General features: G+C 67.7%; 19 protein-coding genes. 12 read left to right on the top strand and 7 right to left on the bottom strand.

Annotated features, from left to right (window positions below):
• Positions 1-2: 2 nt before the first annotated feature.
• From ST3T6A_RS0101455 to ST3T6A_RS0101485, 7 genes are all read right to left on the bottom strand, one after another.
• The gene (locus ST3T6A_RS0101455; protein ID WP_026359334.1) at positions 3-365 is read right to left on the bottom strand and encodes a peroxiredoxin; all 363 of its coding nucleotides are present in this window, start codon (positions 363-365) and stop codon (positions 3-5) included.
• Positions 353-1,102: a HesA/MoeB/ThiF family protein gene (locus ST3T6A_RS0101460; RefSeq protein ID WP_019831109.1), complete on the bottom strand. Its 750-nt coding sequence runs from the start codon at positions 1,100-1,102 to the stop codon at positions 353-355. The genes ST3T6A_RS0101455 and ST3T6A_RS0101460 overlap by 13 nt, the downstream gene beginning before the upstream one ends.
• The gene (gene dut, locus ST3T6A_RS0101465; protein ID WP_019831110.1) at positions 1,099-1,548 is read right to left on the bottom strand and encodes a dUTP diphosphatase; all 450 of its coding nucleotides are present in this window, start codon (positions 1,546-1,548) and stop codon (positions 1,099-1,101) included. The genes ST3T6A_RS0101460 and dut overlap by 4 nt, the downstream gene beginning before the upstream one ends.
• Positions 1,545-2,792 carry a bifunctional phosphopantothenoylcysteine decarboxylase/phosphopantothenate--cysteine ligase CoaBC gene (gene coaBC, locus ST3T6A_RS0101470; protein ID WP_019831111.1) on the bottom strand — a complete coding sequence of 416 codons (1,248 nt, stop codon included), beginning with the start codon at positions 2,790-2,792 and terminating at the stop codon, positions 1,545-1,547. The genes dut and coaBC overlap by 4 nt, the downstream gene beginning before the upstream one ends.
• 80 nt (positions 2,793-2,872) lie before the next feature.
• On the bottom strand, positions 2,873-3,781 hold the full coding sequence (locus ST3T6A_RS0101475; protein ID WP_019831112.1) for a 50S ribosomal protein L11 methyltransferase: 909 nt from the start codon (positions 3,779-3,781) through the stop codon (positions 2,873-2,875).
• A complete protein-coding gene (locus ST3T6A_RS0101480; RefSeq protein ID WP_019831113.1) occupies positions 3,771-4,487 on the bottom strand; it encodes an SDR family NAD(P)-dependent oxidoreductase in 717 nt (238 codons plus the stop codon). Before ST3T6A_RS0101480 ends, ST3T6A_RS0101475 begins: the two co-directional genes overlap by 11 nt.
• A 59-nt stretch (positions 4,488-4,546) precedes the next feature.
• Entirely contained in the window at positions 4,547-5,878 is a 1,332-nt protein-coding gene (locus tag ST3T6A_RS0101485) for a methyl-accepting chemotaxis protein (RefSeq protein WP_019831114.1), read from the bottom strand.
• A 160-nt stretch (positions 5,879-6,038) separates the two neighbouring features.
• Here ST3T6A_RS0101485 and sdhC point away from each other — a divergent pair, with 160 nt between their 5' ends.
• From sdhC to ST3T6A_RS21010, 12 genes are all read left to right on the top strand, one after another.
• The gene (gene sdhC / locus ST3T6A_RS0101490) at positions 6,039-6,476 is read left to right on the top strand and encodes a succinate dehydrogenase, cytochrome b556 subunit (RefSeq protein WP_019831115.1); all 438 of its coding nucleotides are present in this window, start codon (positions 6,039-6,041) and stop codon (positions 6,474-6,476) included.
• The gene (gene sdhD / locus ST3T6A_RS0101495; RefSeq protein WP_019831116.1) at positions 6,476-6,865 is read left to right on the top strand and encodes a succinate dehydrogenase, hydrophobic membrane anchor protein; all 390 of its coding nucleotides are present in this window, start codon (positions 6,476-6,478) and stop codon (positions 6,863-6,865) included. Before sdhC ends, sdhD begins: the two co-directional genes overlap by 1 nt.
• Positions 6,865-8,667 carry a succinate dehydrogenase flavoprotein subunit gene (gene sdhA, locus ST3T6A_RS0101500; RefSeq protein ID WP_019831117.1) on the top strand — a complete coding sequence of 601 codons (1,803 nt, stop codon included), beginning with the start codon at positions 6,865-6,867 and terminating at the stop codon, positions 8,665-8,667. The genes sdhD and sdhA overlap by 1 nt, the downstream gene beginning before the upstream one ends.
• A 9-nt stretch (positions 8,668-8,676) precedes the next feature.
• Positions 8,677-9,471 carry a succinate dehydrogenase iron-sulfur subunit gene (locus tag ST3T6A_RS0101505; protein WP_019831118.1) on the top strand — a complete coding sequence of 265 codons (795 nt, stop codon included), beginning with the start codon at positions 8,677-8,679 and terminating at the stop codon, positions 9,469-9,471.
• 3 nt (positions 9,472-9,474) lie between these two features.
• Positions 9,475-9,936, top strand: coding sequence for a PaaI family thioesterase (locus tag ST3T6A_RS0101510; protein WP_019831119.1), 462 nt, complete (start codon positions 9,475-9,477; stop codon positions 9,934-9,936).
• Positions 9,937-9,940: 4 nt separating this feature from the next.
• A complete protein-coding gene (gene zapE / locus ST3T6A_RS0101515; RefSeq protein WP_019831120.1) occupies positions 9,941-11,053 on the top strand; it encodes a cell division protein ZapE in 1,113 nt (370 codons plus the stop codon).
• Between the two features lie 31 nt (positions 11,054-11,084).
• Positions 11,085-11,417 (top strand): heavy metal-binding domain-containing protein, encoded by a 333-nt coding sequence (locus tag ST3T6A_RS0101520; RefSeq protein WP_019831121.1) that lies wholly within the window; start codon positions 11,085-11,087, stop codon positions 11,415-11,417.
• A gap of 5 nt (positions 11,418-11,422) precedes the next feature.
• Positions 11,423-11,725, top strand: coding sequence for a hypothetical protein (locus ST3T6A_RS0101525; protein WP_019831122.1), 303 nt, complete (start codon positions 11,423-11,425; stop codon positions 11,723-11,725).
• 142 nt (positions 11,726-11,867) lie between these two features.
• A complete protein-coding gene (gene mdh / locus ST3T6A_RS0101530; RefSeq protein WP_019831123.1) occupies positions 11,868-12,830 on the top strand; it encodes a malate dehydrogenase in 963 nt (320 codons plus the stop codon).
• Positions 12,831-12,898: 68 nt separating this feature from the next.
• Complete coding sequence (gene sucD, locus ST3T6A_RS0101535; RefSeq protein WP_019831124.1) at positions 12,899-13,783, top strand: succinate--CoA ligase subunit alpha; 885 nt, start codon at positions 12,899-12,901, stop codon at positions 13,781-13,783.
• A gap of 103 nt (positions 13,784-13,886) precedes the next feature.
• Positions 13,887-16,805, top strand: a complete 2,919-nt coding sequence (locus tag ST3T6A_RS0101540) for a 2-oxoglutarate dehydrogenase E1 component (RefSeq protein WP_026359338.1) — start codon at positions 13,887-13,889, stop codon at positions 16,803-16,805.
• Between the two features lie 29 nt (positions 16,806-16,834).
• Positions 16,835-16,983 (top strand): biotin/lipoyl-containing protein (locus ST3T6A_RS21010; protein ID WP_328285146.1); only part of this gene is annotated, 149 nt, incomplete at its 3' end.

The following is a 16,983-nucleotide window of genomic DNA, read 5'->3' on the forward strand; positions in this document are numbered from 1 at the left end:
TCTCAGGCGATCAGCAATCGATCCTCGTCGAGCGTCTGGAGCAGGCTCACCGGTCCGCCGAAGCCGATGCGCGGGTCCAGCATCGAGGCGTCCACGCACGTCAGATGAAGGCCGCTCTGGCAGGCGATCAGCTCGACGCCGAGGCCGAAGCCCTCCTCGATCATTTCCGCCAGCGTCGGCAGGCCGGCGGCGATATGGTCGATGTCGTGCGGCGCGGTGACCGGCGGCGTGAGCAGCGCCACGGCCGGACCCTGGCAGAAGACCCGCGCCCGCCCGCCGAGCGCCGCATTCGCCATCGCCAGCGTCAGCGCCGCGCGGAGGCGTTCGGGGGCGGGCTCCGCGACGACGACGGTCAGCCCGCGCACGAACACCCCGGATCTTTCGGCATCGCCAGCGTGCGGAACCGGAAGGCGAGCGCATCGACCAGCAGAAGCTGCCCCGCGCTGTCCTCCCCGAAGGGGACGATCTGCCGCACGGCCTCGATCGCGGCGAGGCTGCCCAGCACGCCGGTGAGCGCGCCGAGCACGCCCTGGTCGGCGCAGGAGATGTCCGGCCGATCGGGATCGTCACCGACAAGGCAGCGATAACAGGGCTTGCCCGGCTCCCAGCCGCGATAGACGGCGAGCTGCCCCTCGAACTGGCCGACGGCGGCCGATACCAGCGGCACGCGGGCCTCCAGCGCCGCGTCCGCCACCGCGAGGCGGGTGGCGAAATTGTCGGTGCCGTCGATCACCACGTCGACGCCTTCCAGCAGCGGACGGATGCTCGCCGCATCGATCCGCCGGCCGACGGGGACGAGGGTGACGTCCGGGTTCATCCGCTGCACCGCGTTGGCGGCGACCACCACCTTCGAATGGCCGACGTCGCGCGTGCCGAACAGGGTCTGGCGCTGGAGGTTGGAGAGCGACACCCGGTCGTCGTCCACCACCGTCAGCCTCCCCACGCCAGCGGCGGCGAGATACTGGATCACGGGCGATCCGATCCCGCCTGCGCCGACGATGAGGGCATGGGCCTTCAGCAACCGCGTCTGACCGCCGCCGCCGATCTCCTTGAGGATGATGTGCCGCGCGTAGCGGTCTAGCTGTTCGTCCTTCAAGATCACGGCAGCGAATGACGGCCGGTGGAGCCGAAGCCGCCGACGCCGCGCACGGTCTCGTCGAGCGTCTCGACCTCGAGGAAACGCGCGACGGTCACCTCGGCGGGGACGAGCTGCGCGATGCGCTCGCCGCGCTTCACCTCGAAGGGCTCGCGGCCGAGATTGGCGAGGATCACCTTCACCTCGCCGCGATAGTCCGCGTCGATCGTGCCGGGCGTGTTGAGGCAGGTCACGCCATATTTGAGCGCAAGGCCCGAGCGCGGGCGGACCTGGATCTCGTAGCCGGCCGGGATCGCCACCGCGAAGCCGGTCGCGACCGCATGGCGGTCCCCCGGCCCGAGCAGGATGTCCTCGGCGGACACGATGTCGAGCCCGGCGGCACCCGTGGTGGCGTAGGCGGGCGCGGGCAGCCCTTCGCCGTGCGGCAAGCGCTTCAATGCGATTTCGATCATGCTTGCTCCGTGAGGGCCTGGGCGATGCGCTGGGCAAGCCGCTCGGCCACCTGATCCTTGAGAAGTTCGGGCCAGTCCTCGACGCCGGTGGTAGTGACGAGGTGGATGCTGTTGCGGTCACCACCCATGACGTCGCCGGACACGTCGTTGGCGACGATCCAGTCGCAGCCCTTCGACGCGAGCTTGGCTTGGGCGTGCGCGATCACGTCGTTGGTCTCGGCCGCGAAGCCGACCACGAGGCGCGGGCGCCGGGCCGAGTGCGCGACGGTGGCGAGGATGTCCGGGTTCTGGACGAGCGCGAGGGCAGGCGGAGTGCCGTCGGCGCGCTTCTTGATCTTGGTGGCGGCGGCGTCGACATGCCAGTCCGCCACGGCCGCGACCATCACGGCGGCGTCGGCGGGGAGGGCGCTCTCGACGGCGGCGGCCATCTCGCGCGCGGTTTCGATGTCGATGCGCGTCACGCCGGGGGGCGTCGCGAGCGTCATCGGGCCGGCCACCAGCATCACCTCCGCGCCGAGGCGGGCAAGGGCTCCGGCGATGGCGAAGCCCTGCTTCCCCGACGAGCGATTGGCGATGTAGCGGACCGGATCGATCGGCTCGTGCGTCGGGCCGGCGGTGACGAGGATGCGCTTTCCCGCGAGCGGCCCGGAGGGCGCGAGGCTGCCCGGAGGCGGGGCTACGATGCCGAGCAGGCGTACCGGGATCGGTCGGCCGAGCTCGCGTTCGATGGCCTCCACGATCACCGCCGGCTCGGGCAGGCGGCCGGGGCCGAACTCGCCGCAGGCCATGATGCCCTCGTCGGGCTCCATCACCACCGTGTCGTCGGCGCGGAGCCGGGCGATGTTGCGCTGCGTCGCAGGGTGCTGCCACATCCGCACGTTCATGGCGGGCGCGACGAGGATCGGCTTGTCGGTCGCGAGCAGCAGCGTGGTGGCGAGATCGTCGCAGATGCCGTTCGCCATGCGCGCGATCAGGTTCGCGGTGCCGGGGCAGACGACGACCAGATCGGCCTCGCGGGAAAGCTCGATATGGCCCATCTCGGCCTCGTCCTTGAGGTCGAAGAGCGAGGTGTGGACGGGTTGCTCGGAGAGCGCCGCCAGCGTCATGGGTGTAATGAACTCGGCGCCGGCCGGGGTGAGCACGCAGCGCACCGTGTGGCCGCGTTTCTTCAGCAGACGGATCAGCTCGCAGGCCTTGTAGGCCGCGATGCCGCCGCCGACGATCAGGAGGATGCGCTTGCTCATCGAGGCCTCACATGGCGCGGCGGACGGCGCGTGTCGAGAGGCGGAAATATCCTCCCCACGGGTGGGGAGGATGAAGACGGTCAGCGCATTCGGCGGCGCTTGCGCATCATCAGGATGGACCAGTCGCCGTTGATGATGGTGTCGCCCATCCGCATCCCCTGCGCACGATAGGCGGACGCCACCGCCTCGGCCTGTGTGGTGAGCAGGCCCGCGAGGATCAGCGTGCCGCCCGGCATCAGCGTCGCCGCGATGCCTGGCGCCAGCTCGATCAGCGGCTGGGCGAGGATGTTGGCGACGACGAGATCGAACGGCGCCAGCTCGTCATAGAGCGGATGGTCCACGCCCTCCGCAACCGCGAGCGCGAGGCGGTGCTCGTTCACCCGGTTGAGCGCGGCATTCTCGGCCGTCACCTCGATCGAGACGGGATCGATGTCCGTGGCGATGGCGTGCGCGCGCGGCCAGAGCGACATGGCGGCGAAGGCGAGCAGGCCGGTGCCCGTGCCGACGTCCGCGATCATGCGATAGCGCGCGCCCTGCCGCTTCAGCCGGTCGAGCATCTGGAGGCAGCCGGTGGTCGTGTAATGATGCCCGGTGCCGAAGGCGCGCCCCGCCTCGATCTGGAACACGGTGGCGTCGGCCGGCACGTCATCCGAATGCGCCGAGGTGTGGACGTAGAAGCGCCCCGCGCGGATCGGCTCCAGACCGGCCTGCGAGAGCGTCACCCAGTCCTGCTCCTCGACCTTCTCGACCTTGGGCTTGGCCTTCTTCGCGGAGGGCACGAGCGCCTGCACGGCGGCTATGATGTCGGCCGCCGGCTTGCCCTCGGTATAGGCTTCGAGCAGCCATTCCTCGGGCTTTGTCTCGTCGGGCTCCAGCGTGTTCAACACCGGCGGCTCGTCCAGCGTCGGGAACGGATCGGTGGAGTTCGCCAGCGCCTCGGCTTCGAGGCGCGTGCAGGGGAGGGTGATCTTCCAGCTTTCAGCGGACATAGCTTGCACCATTGATATCGATGACGGCGCCGGTCGCGGACGCGGGAGCATCCAGCGCGAGCCAGCGCACGGTTTCGGCCACTTCGTCGGGTTGCGCGACGCGACCCAAGGGAATGTCGGCGAGCAGCTTGTCGCCGCCGCGGCTCTCCAGATAATCCTCGGCCATGCCGGTCATCGTGAAGCCGGGGCAGACGGCGAAGGCGAGGACGTTATCCTTCGCATAGCCGCGAGCGATGCTCTTGGTCATCGCCACCATGCCCGCCTTGGACGCCGCATAATGCCAGTGCGCGGGCGAGTCGCCGCGATAGGCGGCGCGGCTCGCGACGTTGACGATGCGGCCGCCTCCGGGGTGCCCCGCGAAATGCTGGACGGCCAGCCGGCAGAGTTCGGCGGATGCAGTGAGGTTGATCCGCATCGTCCGCTCCCACGCGGCGAGCCAGTCGGCGTCGGGCAGGTCGATGGGCGCGGCCTCGAAGATGCCGGCATTGTTCACCAGCACATCGATGCGCCCGTCGAGCCGGTCCAGCGCCTCGGCCCAGAGCGCGGCGGCCGCGCCCGGTTCGTCGAGATCGGCCGGGATGCGGCTATCGTCGCCGGGGCGGCTGGAGTGGCCGACGAAGCGGACCTCCGGGCGGTCGAACCGGGCGGCGATCGCCGCGCCGATGCCCCGGCTGGTGCCGGTGGCGAGGATGTGGATGCGGTCCATCCCGCGCGGGTAAGGCGCGGGCGGGGCCGGGGCAAGCGTTTAGCCCCAGCCGGAGGGTTTCAGGCGGCGATGCGCGCCACGAAGTCGCCGGTCGTCGTCTCCAGGCGGGCGAGCTGCCCGTCGACCGAGCGGAAACCCGCTTCCAGACGATCGATGTCGGTGGCGACGGACTCGGTGTCGACGCGGATCGCGGCGATCGTGCCGGACATCGAGTCGGCGGCGAGCGCGGTCTCGTCGACGGCGGCGGTGATCATGGTGACGGTGTGGGCCTGCGCCTCCATCGCCTCGCGGATGCGCTGGGCGGACGTCTGCACCTCGCCGACGATGTCGCGGATCGAGCCGTTGACGTCGAGCGTCTGGCGCGAGGCGGACTGGATCGCGGCGATCTTGGCGGCGATGTCGTCGGTGGCGCGCGCGGTCTGCGAGGCGAGCGACTTCACCTCCTGCGCGACGACCGCGAAGCCGCGACCGGCATCGCCTGCGCGCGCCGCCTCGATGGTGGCGTTGAGCGCGAGGAGGTTGGTCTGCCCCGCAATGTCGCGAATCAGGCCGAGGATCGACTCGATCGCCTGCGCATGGCCGGACAGCGCCTCGGAGACGGACACGGCCTGGCTCGACTGGTCGGCCGCGCGGGTGGCGACGCCGGCGGCGATCTCCACTTCGCGGCGGGCGTCCTCGATGGCGCGGATCAGGCCGGCGGCGGTCTGCGCGGCCTCGCGCATCGCGACGGCGGACTGCTCGGCGGCGGCGGCGACCTCGGAGGCCTTGCCCAGCATCCCGCGCGCGGAGGCGGAGGTGGCGCTGGTCTGGTCGCGCAGATCGCTCGAGTTGCGCATGGCGGTCGAAAGGATGCCGAGGATGTCGTTGCGGAAGGCGTTGCTGTTGGCGTTGCGATCCACGGCGGCGCTCTGGCTCTGGATCGCGGCGACCTCGGCCTGCATCACCTCGATGCGGAAATCGTCGAGTGCGCGCAGCGTCAGCGTCCCCTCGATCACGAAGTCATGATCGTCGGGGAAGGCCTCCGCGAGGCGGGCGGCGATTCGCTCGGCCTTCTCGGTCATGGCCGAGATGACGTCGTAGGTGTGGAGATGCAGCCGGTGCATCTGGCCGCCATGGCGCGCCGTGGCGCGGACCCAGTCGGCGTCGATCGGCCGGCCGTAGACCTCCTCGATCCCATCCAGCATCATCTGGGTGGCCGAGTCGTCGGCGGCATAACGGCCGCGGAACAACTCGACATAATAAGCGCGCAGCTCGGGTTCGATGATTTCGCGGGCGCGATCCCACAGGCGGCGGCGGCGCGTTTCGTAATCGCCCCTGCCGGCATAGGCCGCGACGCGCGCGTTGATTTCCGCGTCGCTCAGCGCCACTTCGCCCTTGATGCCTTCGTTCATCGTGTCCCTCGTTGCCCCGATGAGGTGATGCGTTCCGGATGGGAATAGGCGGGTAAGGGTAAACGCGAAGTTAGCCGAAGCGAGCAAAACCGCCGACGAGCGGCTTGCAAGGCGCGCCGCAATGGTTACAGGGGGCGACGCGTATCCCGACGGAGGATCCATGGCGCACAATTCAGCGCGACCGCTGTCGCCCCACCTTTCGATCTACAAGTGGGGCCCGCACATGCTGGTCTCCATTCTTCACCGTGCGACCGGCACGGCGCTCGCCATTGGTGGCGGCATCATCTTCGCCTGGTGGCTGACGGCCGCGGCGATGAGCCCGGCGGCCTACAATATCTTCTACCACTGGGTGGTGCAGGCCGATCCGGCCAGCCTCCACGCCTCGACGCAGCGTCTCGCCAACATCCTGGCGAAGATCGTCGGCGTCGGCCTGACCTGGAGCTTCTTCCAGCACATGGCCTCGGGCGTCCGTCACTTCGTGCTCGATACGGGCGCGGGCTATGAGCTGAAGACCAACCGTCTGGGCTCGATCCTCACCCTGGCCTTCTCGATCGTCGCAACGATCCTGTTCTGGGCCGTCATCGCGGGGAAATACTGATGGGCACGGGAACCAGCCTCGGCCGCGTGCGGGGCCTCGGCTCCGCGCATAGCGGCTCGCATCATTGGTGGCTCCAGCGCGTGACCGCCGCCAGCAACCTCGTCCTCATGATCTGGTTCGTGGTGTCGATCGCGCGCCTGCCGGTGCTCGATCATCAGGCGGTGGTGCTGTGGCTCAAGTCGCCGCTCGCCGCCGTGCCGCTGCTGCTGCTGGTGATCTCGGTCTTCTGGCACCTGCGCCTCGGGCTTCAGGTCGCCATCGAGGACTATGTCCATGAGGAAGGCGCCAAGATCGCCAGCCTCCTCCTTATCAATGCCTATGCGATCGGCGCGGCGACGCTGTGCGTCTTCTCGATCCTGAAGATCGCTTTCGGCGGGGTGCCCGCATAATGTCGAACAGCTACAAGATCATCGACCATGTCTATGACGCGGTCGTCGTCGGCGCGGGCGGCTCGGGCCTCCGCGCCACCATGGGTTGCGCCGAGAAGGGCCTGAAGACGGCCTGCATCACCAAGGTGTTCCCGACCCGCTCGCACACCGTGGCGGCGCAGGGCGGCATCGCGGCGAGCCTCGGCAACAACACGCCGGACCACTGGACCTGGCACATGTACGACACCGTGAAGGGGTCGGACTGGCTCGGCGACCAGGACGCCATCGAATATATGGTGCGCGAGGCCCCGGCGGCGGTGATCGAGCTGGAGCACGCGGGCGTGCCGTTCAGCCGCAACCCGGAAGGGACGATCTACCAGCGCCCCTTCGGCGGCCACATGCAGAACATGGGCGAAGGCCCGCCCGTGCAGCGCACCTGCGCCGCTGCGGACCGCACCGGCCACGCCATGCTTCACGCGCTCTATCAGCAGAGCCTGAAGTATGACGCCGACTTCTACATCGAATATTTCGCGCTCGACCTCATCATGGAGGACGGCGTCTGCAAGGGCGTGATCGCGCTCTGCATGGAAGATGGCACCATCCACCGTTTCCGCTCGCACGCCACCGTGCTGGCGACGGGCGGCGGCGGCCGCATGTATTTCTCGGCGACCTCGGCCCATACCTGCACCGGCGACGGCGGCGGCATGGTGCTGCGCGCCGGCCTGCCGCTCCAGGACATGGAGTTCGTGCAGTTCCACCCGACCGGCATCTATGGTGCGGGCGTGCTCATCACCGAGGGCGCGCGCGGCGAGGGCGGCTATCTCACCAACTCCGAGGGCGAGCGCTTCATGGAGCGCTATGCCCCGAGCGCCAAGGATCTGGCGTCGCGCGACGTCGTGGCCCGCTCGATGGCGATGGAGATCCGTGAAGGCCGCGGCGTCGGCCCGAACAAGGATTATATCTACCTGCACCTCGATCATATCGATCCGAAGGTGCTGCACGAGCGTCTCCCGGGCATCACCGAGACCGGCAAGATCTTCGCCGGCGTCGACCTGACCCGCCAGCCGCTGCCGGTGACGCCGACCGTCCACTACAATATGGGCGGCATCCCCTGTAACTATCATGGCGAAGTCGTCACCCTGAAGGACGGCAACCCGGACAGCACGGTTCCCGGCCTGTTCGCGGTGGGCGAGGCGGCTTGCGTGTCGGTGCACGGCGCCAACCGTCTGGGCTCGAACTCGCTGATCGACCTCGTGGTGTTCGGCCGCGCGACCGGCTTCCGTATCGCGGAGCTGGTGCAGCCGAACTCGAAGCACGGTGCGATCGTGACGGCGGCCGACGACAAGGCGCTGGCCCGCCTCGATCATTATCGCAACGCCTCGGGCAGCACGAAGACGGCGGACATCCGCCTCGACATGCAGCGCACGATGCAGAAACACGCCGCCGTGTTCCGCGACAGCGCGCTGCTCGACGAGGGCAAGCACAAGATCGACGCGGTGTTCGCGAAGCTGGCCGACGTCAGCGTCTCGGATCGCTCGCTGATCTGGAACACCGACCTGATCGAGACGCTGGAGCTGGACAACATGCTCCCGCAGGCGGTGATCACCATGCACTCGGCTTCCAACCGCCACGAAAGCCGCGGTGCGCACATGCACGAGGATTTCCCGACGCGGAACGACGGGGAGTGGATGAAGCACACCGTCGCCTGGTTCGACCCCAAGGGCCAGAATGATGGCCTCGTGAAGATCGATTACCGCCCGGTGCACGATTACACGCTCACCGACGAGGTCGAGTATATCAAGCCCAAGGCGCGGGTTTACTGAGGACGGACGATGGCTGAATTCTCCCTTCCGAAGAACTCGAAGATCAAGAGCCGCGGTCAGTCGTACAAGTCGACGTCCGAGGGCAAGAACAAGCGCACCTTCAAGGTCTATCGCTACGATCCGGATTCGGGCGAGAACCCGCGCTACGATCGCTACGAGCTGGATCTCGACCAGACGGGGCCGATGGTCCTCGACGCGCTGATCAAGATCAAGAACGAGATCGACCCGACGCTGACCTTCCGGCGCTCCTGCCGCGAGGGCATCTGCGGCTCGTGCGCGATGAATCTCGACGGCAAGAACGGGCTCGCCTGCACCACCGCGATCGAGGATTGCGGCGGCGGCAAGGGCGAGCTTCAGATCACGCCGCTGCCGCATCAGGAGGTGGTGAAGGACCTGGTTCCCGATCTCACCCACTTCTATGCGCAATATGCGTCGATCAAGCCGTGGCTCCAGACCGCGACGCCCGCGCCGGCCGGCAAGGAGCGTCTCCAGTCGCCGGAAGACCGCGAGAAGCTCGACGGCCTCTATGAGTGCATCCTGTGCGCCTGCTGCTCGACCTCGTGCCCGAGCTACTGGTGGAACTCGGATCGCTTCCTCGGCCCGGCGATCCTGTTGCAGGCCTATCGCTGGCTGGCCGACAGCCGCGACGAGATGACCGGCGAGCGCCTCGACGAACTGGAAGATCCCTTCCGCCTCTATCGCTGCCACACCATCATGAACTGCGCGAACACCTGCCCCAAGGGTCTGAACCCGGCCAAGGCGATCGCGGAGATCAAGAAGCTGCAGGCCGAGCGAACGGTCTGAGCCATGGGTGATATCGACCGTCCGTCCGGCCCGAACGTCGAGGGGCCGGACGCCGACGGCTTCTATGCCAAGACGTTCGACGGGCCGGGGTTCAACGGCACCTTCGGGCGTGTGCTGTGCCGGCCCGAGGGCGAGAATGTCGCCCGCGTCCGCATTGGCACGGGGCCGGAGCGCGCCAATCCGCATGGCGCGCTGCACGGCGGCTTCCTGCTCGCCTTCCTCGATCAGGCGGTGTTCGTCGGCCCGATCACGATCGGCCGCCTCCCGCCCGATGGCGCGGTGACGCTCAACTTCGCGACCCAGTTCGTGGGGCCGGGCCGGGCGGACATTCCGCTCGACTGTCTGGTCGAGATCGTCAGCGAGACGGGCAAGCTCCTCTTCCTGCGCGGGCAGATGGAACAGGAGGGCCGGCCGGTGCTCAGCTATCAGGCGACGCTGCGCAAGCTGAGCCCGCCGCGAGGCTGATCCCATGGGCAAGGTGCTTACCCGCTATCAGGCCGCCGTTTCCGCCGGCGAGCTGCGCCCCGATCCCGCCCAGCGCGCGGTCGCCGAGCGGCTGGACCGCTGCGCCGCCGAGTTGGAGGCGCGTCCCCGGCGCGGCTCGATCCTGTGGCGCGCCATCGGCAAGCGGCCGGAAGCGGTGCGCGGCGTTTATCTCTGGGGCGGCGTCGGGCGCGGCAAGTCCATGCTGATGGACATGTTCTTCGCCTGCGTCGACGGGCCGCGCAAGCGCCGCGTCCATTTCCACGAGTTCATGCAGGAGGTGCATGACCGCCTCCGCGTCGAGCGCGAGAGGCAGGTGCCGGATCCGGTGATGCCCGTCGCCGACGCCATCGCCGACGAGGTACGCCTGCTGGCGTTCGACGAGATGATCGTCACCAACTCGGCCGACGCAATGATCCTCTCGCGCCTGTTCACGCGGATCATGAGCCACGACGTCACCATCGTCGCCACCTCCAACCGCGCGCCTGACCAGCTCTATCTGAACGGCCTCAACCGCGAGCATTTCCTGCCCTTCATCGCGCTGCTCGACGAGAAGCTCGACGTGATCGCGCTCGACGGGCCGACCGATTACCGGTTGGAGCGCCTCGGCGGCTTCCCGACGTGGTATGTCCCCAACGGCAAGGCCGCGACTGACGCTTTGAGCCGCGCCTTCTTCCGCCTCACCGATTTCCCGGTCGAGGATCGCGCCCATGTGCCGACCGAGGAGCTGCCGATCCCCGGCGGCCGCTCGATGCATGTGCCGAAGAGCCTGAAGGGCGTGGCGGTGTTCTCGTTCAAGCGGCTGTGCGGCGAGGCGCGGGGTATTCCCGACTATCTCGCCATCGCGCGGCGCTATCACACGGTCATCATTGTTGGCATCCCGAAGCTCTCCGCCGATCTCCGCAACGAGGCGACGCGGTTCAAGCTCTTGATCGACACACTTTACGAGCATGGCGTGAAGCTGTTGGCCGCCGCCGATGCCGAGCCCGAGCAGCTTTATGTCGGCGGAGACGACGCCTTCGAGTTCGATCGCACCGTCTCGCGCCTGATGGAGATGCGCTCGGCGGATTATCTGGCGAAGGGCCACGGGCTCGACTAATCTCCCGGCCCATCAGGGCAGGGGGCTTTCCATGGACAAGATCCTCGTCTCCACCACCGAGAAGGTGGCGGGCCACAAGACCGTCGCGACGCTGGGGCAGGTGTTCGGCGTGGTGGTGCGCTCGCGCGGGCTGGGCGGGAACATCGCGGCGGGGCTGCGCTCGATCATCGGCGGCGAGATCAAGGAATATACCGCGCTGGTGGAGGAGACTCGCCGCCATGCGGTCGATCGCCTCGTCCAGAACGCGGCACTGATGGGGGCCAATGCGGTGGTGATGATGCGTTTCGACTCGGGATCGATCGGCCAGACGATGAACGAGGTGGTCGCCTACGGCACCGCCGCGATCATCGAGCCGGAATCCTGAACGCCATGTTGCGCACGATCGTCTCGGGCATCGCCATCGCGGGCGTGGCCTTCATGCTGGTGGTGACGATGCAGGAGCCGGGCGCGTGGCCGGCGCTCGCGGCGGCGCTGCTGTTCGCGATCGGCTGCCTGTGGGAGCGGCGCTACCATGCGGCGCAGCAAGGATTTCCGCAGGATAAGCGCTTCAACCCCACGGGCGAACGCTTCGTCGATCCCGAGACGGGGCGGGTGACCTCGGCATGGGTCGATCCGGCGACGGGCGAGCGTCGTTACGTCGACGAGGGCGATCCTCCCTCGCCATCGGCCTGACGGCGCTCCGACAAATTACCGAGAAACCGACACGCGGGCGGTTGCCCCGGCGCGTGCATGGGTCTAAGCGCAACCCGCTTTCCGGCTGGCCGCCGGTTCTCGCGCGGCCGCGCCCACGCATTGTTCGACTCGTGGAGGCTTCATGGCACGCAATAAGATCGCTCTGATCGGCGCTGGTAACATCGGCGGCACCCTCGCTCATCTCGCGGCTGCGAAGGAGCTGGGCGACGTCGTCCTCTTCGACGTCGTCGAGGGCGTTCCCCAGGGCAAGGCTCTGGATCTCGCGCAGTGCGGCCCGGTCGAGGGCTTCGACGCGAACCTCAAGGGCACCAACGATTACGCCGACATCGCGGGCGCGGACGTCATCATCGTCACCGCCGGCGTCGCCCGCAAGCCGGGCATGAGCCGCGACGACCTGCTCGGCATCAACCTCAAGGTCATGAAGGCCGTCGGCGAGGGCATCAAGGCCAACGCCCCCGACGCGTTCGTGATCTGCATCACCAACCCGCTCGACGCGATGGTGTGGGCGCTGCGTGAGTTCTCGGGTCTCCCGACGAACAAGGTCGTCGGCATGGCCGGCGTGCTGGACTCGGCGCGCTTCCGCCACTTCCTCGCCGACGAGTTCAAGGTCTCGGTGAAGGACGTCAACGCCTTCGTGCTCGGCGGCCATGGCGACACGATGGTGCCGGTGATCGAATATTCGACCATCGCGGGCATCCCGGTTCCCGATCTCATCGAGATGGGCTGGTCGACCAAGGAGAAGATCGACGCCATCATCGCCCGCACCCGTTCGGGCGGCGGCGAGATCGTCGGCCTGCTGAAGACCGGCTCGGCCTTCTACGCTCCGGCGACCTCGGCGATCGAGATGGCCGAGGCTTACCTCAAGGACAAGAAGCGCGTCCTGCCCTGCGCCGCCTATCTGGACGGCCAGTATGGCGTCGACGGCCTCTATGTCGGCGTTCCGGTGATCATCGGCGCGGGCGGCATCGAGAAGATCGTCGAAGTGAAGCTTTCGGACGAGGCCAAGGCTAATCTCCAGGTGTCGGTCGACGCCGTGAAGGAGCTTCAGGTCGCCTGCCGCGCGATCGACGGCAGCCTCGCCTAATATAACCATATACCCGCGCCGGCCCGGTGGCCGGCGCGGCCCCCCACGGAAAGGATAGCGGGACCGCCATGTCGATCCTCGTCAATGCGAACACCAAGGTGATTACCCAGGGCTTCACGGGCGCCCAGGGCACCTTCCACTCCGAGCAGGCGATCGCCTACGGCACCAAGATGGTCGGCGGCGTCACCCCCGGTAAGGGCGGCCAGACTCACATCGGCCTGCCGGTGTTCGACACGGTGAAGGAAGCGGTCGCCAAGACCGGCGCCGACGCCAGCGTGATCTACGTTCCGCCGGCCTTCGCCGCGGACTCGATCCTCGAAGCCATCGACGCGGAAGTGCCGCTGGTCGTCTGCATCACCGAGGGCATTCCGGTGCTCGACATGGTCAAGGTGAAGCGCGCCCTCTCGGGTTCCAAGACCCGCCTGATCGGGCCGAACTGCCCGGGCGTGCTGACGCCGGGCGAGTGCAAGATCGGCATCATGCCGGGCTCGATCTTCTCGAAGGGTTCGGTGGGCGTTGTTTCGCGCTCGGGCACGCTTACCTATGAGGCCGTGTTCCAGACCACCAACGAAGGCCTCGGCCAGACCACCGCAGTCGGCATCGGCGGCGACCCGGTCAACGGCACCAACTTCATCGACGTGCTCGAGCAGTTCCTCGCGGACGAAGCGACTCAGTCGATCATCATGATCGGCGAGATCGGCGGCTCGGCCGAAGAGGAAGCCGCGCAGTTCCTGAAGGACGAGGCCAAGCGTGGCCGCAAGAAGCCGATGGTCGGCTTCATCGCGGGCCGCACGGCGCCTCCGGGCCGCCGCATGGGCCATGCCGGCGCGATCGTGTCGGGCGGCCAGGGCGGCGCCGAGGACAAGATCGCGGCGATGGAAGCGGCCGGCATCAAGGTGGCGGCGAGCCCCTCGGAGCTGGGCACGACGCTGACCGCTCTGCTCAAGGGCTGAACTATATTAGGAAGGTCACGCGCCGACCGGACGGCCGACGCGGCTGATGAAAGGAAAACCTGGGCGTGGCATGATGCCCGCCCAGGCTACCAAGGACGGTGACATGGGTTACGAAGGCCAAGAGATGGATGTCGCGGCGGGGGTGAGCCCCACGTTCGCCGAGGATCTCTATCGTCGCTGGAAGCAGGATCGTTCGTCGGTCGATCCCGCATGGAGCGACTATTTCGGGAGTGTCGAGCAGGCCGTGAGCGGCCCGAGCTGGGCGCGCCCCAACTGGCCACCCACAGACACCGATGCCCTGACGGCGGGCCTCGACCCGACGCAGATGGAACCCGCGCCGAAGCCCGCCAAGGGCAAGGCCGCACCGGCCGCCGCTGCGCCGGCCCCGACCGTTTCTGGTAGCGCTAACGTCGAAGCGGCCGCGCTCGACTCGATCCGCGCGATGATGCTGATCCGCACCTATCGGGTGCGCGGCCATCTCGCGGCGGATCTCGATCCGCTCGGCCTCGCCAAGCGCGACCTGCCGGCCGATCTGACGCCGGAATATCACGGCTTCACCGCCGCCGACCTCGATCGCCCGATCTATCTGGGCGGTGCGCTCGGCCTTGAGCGGGCGACCGTGCGCGAGGTCGTCGAGATCCTGCGCCGCAACTATTGCGGCCATGTCGGCCTCGAATATATGCACATCGGCGACGTGGAGGAGCGGCGCTTCCTCCAGGAGCGGATGGAAGGCCGCGACAAGGAGATCCACTTCACGCCGGAAGGCAAGAAGGCGATCCTCGCCAAGGTGATCGAAGGCGAGCAGTACGAGAAGTTCCTCGCCAAGAAATATGTCGGCACCAAGCGCTTCGGCCTCGACGGCGGCGAGTCGATGCTGCCGGCGATGGAAGCGATCATCAAATATGGCGGCGTTGCCGGCGTCGAGGAGATCGTGGTCGGGATGCCGCATCGCGGCCGTCTCAACATGCTCGTCAACGTCATGGGCAAGCCCTATCGCGCGGTGTTCAGCGAGTTCGCGGGCGGCTCGGCCAACCCGGACGATGTGGGCGGCTCGGGCGACGTGAAGTATCACCTCGGCACCTCGACCGACCGCGAGTTCGAGGGCGTGAAGGTTCATATGAGCCTCGCCGCCAACCCGTCGCACCTCGAGGCGGTGGACCCGGTGGTGCTCGGCAAGGCCCGCGCCAAGCAGACCAAGATCAAGGACAATGAGCGCGGCAAGGTGCTCCCGATCCTGCTCCACGGCGACGCGGCCTTCGCGGGGCAGGGCATCATCATGGAGTGTTTCGGCTTCTCCGGCCTGCGCGGTTACTCGACGGGCGGCACGATCCATTTCGTCGTGAACAATCAGGTGGGCTTCACCACCTCGCCGCAGTTCGCGCGGTCGTCGCCCTATCCGAGCGACATCGCCAAGATGGTTTCCGCGCCGATCCTGCACGTGAACGGCGACGACCCCGAGGCCGTCACCTTCGCGACCAAGCTCGCGACCGACTTCCGCATGACCTTCAAGCGCGACGTCGTGATCGACATGTGGTGCTATCGCCGCTTCGGCCACAACGAGGGCGACGAGCCGGGCTTCACCCAGCCGCAGATGTATGACGAGATCCGCAAGCATCCGCCGGTGTCGTCGCTCTATGCCGAGCGTCTGAAGGCCGAGGGCGTGATCGACGATGCGTGGGTCTCCGCCGAGGAAGCCAGCGTGGTCGCCAAGCTCGACGAGGAGTTCGAGGCGGGCAAGAGCTACAAGCCCAACAAGGCCGACTGGTTCGAAGGCGACTGGAGCGGCCTCTCGATCGCCAAGGAGCATGGCCGTCGCGCCGGCGTCACCGCCGCGCGCAAGGAGCAGATCGACACGCTCGCGCCGATCCTGACCGAGGTTCCCGAGGGCTTCAACATCCACAAGACGCTGTCGCGCGTGCTGGATGCCAAGAAGCAGATGTTCGCGTCCGGCGCGGGCTTCGACTGGGCGACCGCCGAGGCGCTGGCCTTCGGCACGCTCCTTCAGGACGGCTATGGCGTGCGTCTGTCGGGTCAGGATGTCACCCGTGGCACCTTCTCGCACCGCCACGCCGGCTGGACCGACCAGAAGGACGGGCATCGCTATTATCCGCTGTCGGAGGTCGATCGCTCCTTCCAGGTGCTCGACAGCCCGCTCAGCGAGTATGGCGTGCTCGGCTTCGAATATGGCTATGCCTCGGCGGCGCCGAAGACGCTGGTGATGTGGGAAGCGCAGTTCGGCGATTTCGCCAACACCGCGCAGGTCATCATGGACCAGTTCATCTCGGCCGCGGAGTCGAAGTGGCTGCGTTCGAACGGCCTCGTGCTGCTGCTGCCGCACGGTTACGAGGGGCAGGGGCCGGAGCACTCGTCGGCCCGCCTGGAGCGTTATCTCCAGCTCTGCGCCGAGGACAATATCCAGGTCGCCAACTGCACCACGCCGGCCAACTATTTCCACATCCTGCGCCGCCAGATGACCCGCGAGTTCCGCAAGCCGCTGGTCATCATGACGCCGAAGTCGCTGCTCCGTCACAAGGCGGCGGTCTCGACCGTGGACGAGTTCACCGGCGACAGCCGCTTCCACCGCGTGCTGTTCGATCCGAGCGCCCCGGCGGACAAGGATGTGAAGCGTCTGGTGCTCTGCACCGGCAAGGTCGGCTACGACCTGCTCGAAGCCCGCGACGAGGCTGGTGACAAGACCACCGAGATCCTCCGCGTCGAGCAGATCTATCCCTTCCCGACGGACGTGATCGTCGAGCGGCTCAAGGCCAGCCCGAACATCGAGACCGTCGTGTGGGCGCAGGAAGAGCCGCGCAACCAGGGCGCGTGGTTCTTCGTGCAGGAGCTGATCGAGCAGGCGATCGCCGAGGCCGGCAGCAAGGTGCAGCGTCCGGTCTATGCCGGCCGCGCGGCGTCCGCCTCCACCGCCACCGGCTCGGCCAAGCGCCACGCCGCCGAGCAGAAGGCGCTCGTCGCCGATGCGCTCGGCCATTCCGCCACCCCCGCGCTGGCCAAGGCCAGCTAAGCCCAGATCCAGGACAGCAGGACAGCAATATGACCACCGAAGTGAAGGTGCCGGTACTCGGCGAATCGATCACCGAGGCGACGCTGGGCCAGTGGCTCAAGAAGCCGGGCGAGACGGTCGCCGTCGATGAGCCGATCGCCAGCCTGGAGACGGACAAGGTTGCCGTCGAGGTTCCCTC

Source organism: Sphingomonas sp. PR090111-T3T-6A, assembly GCF_000383095.1.
Lineage (GTDB): Bacteria > Pseudomonadota > Alphaproteobacteria > Sphingomonadales > Sphingomonadaceae > Solisphingomonas.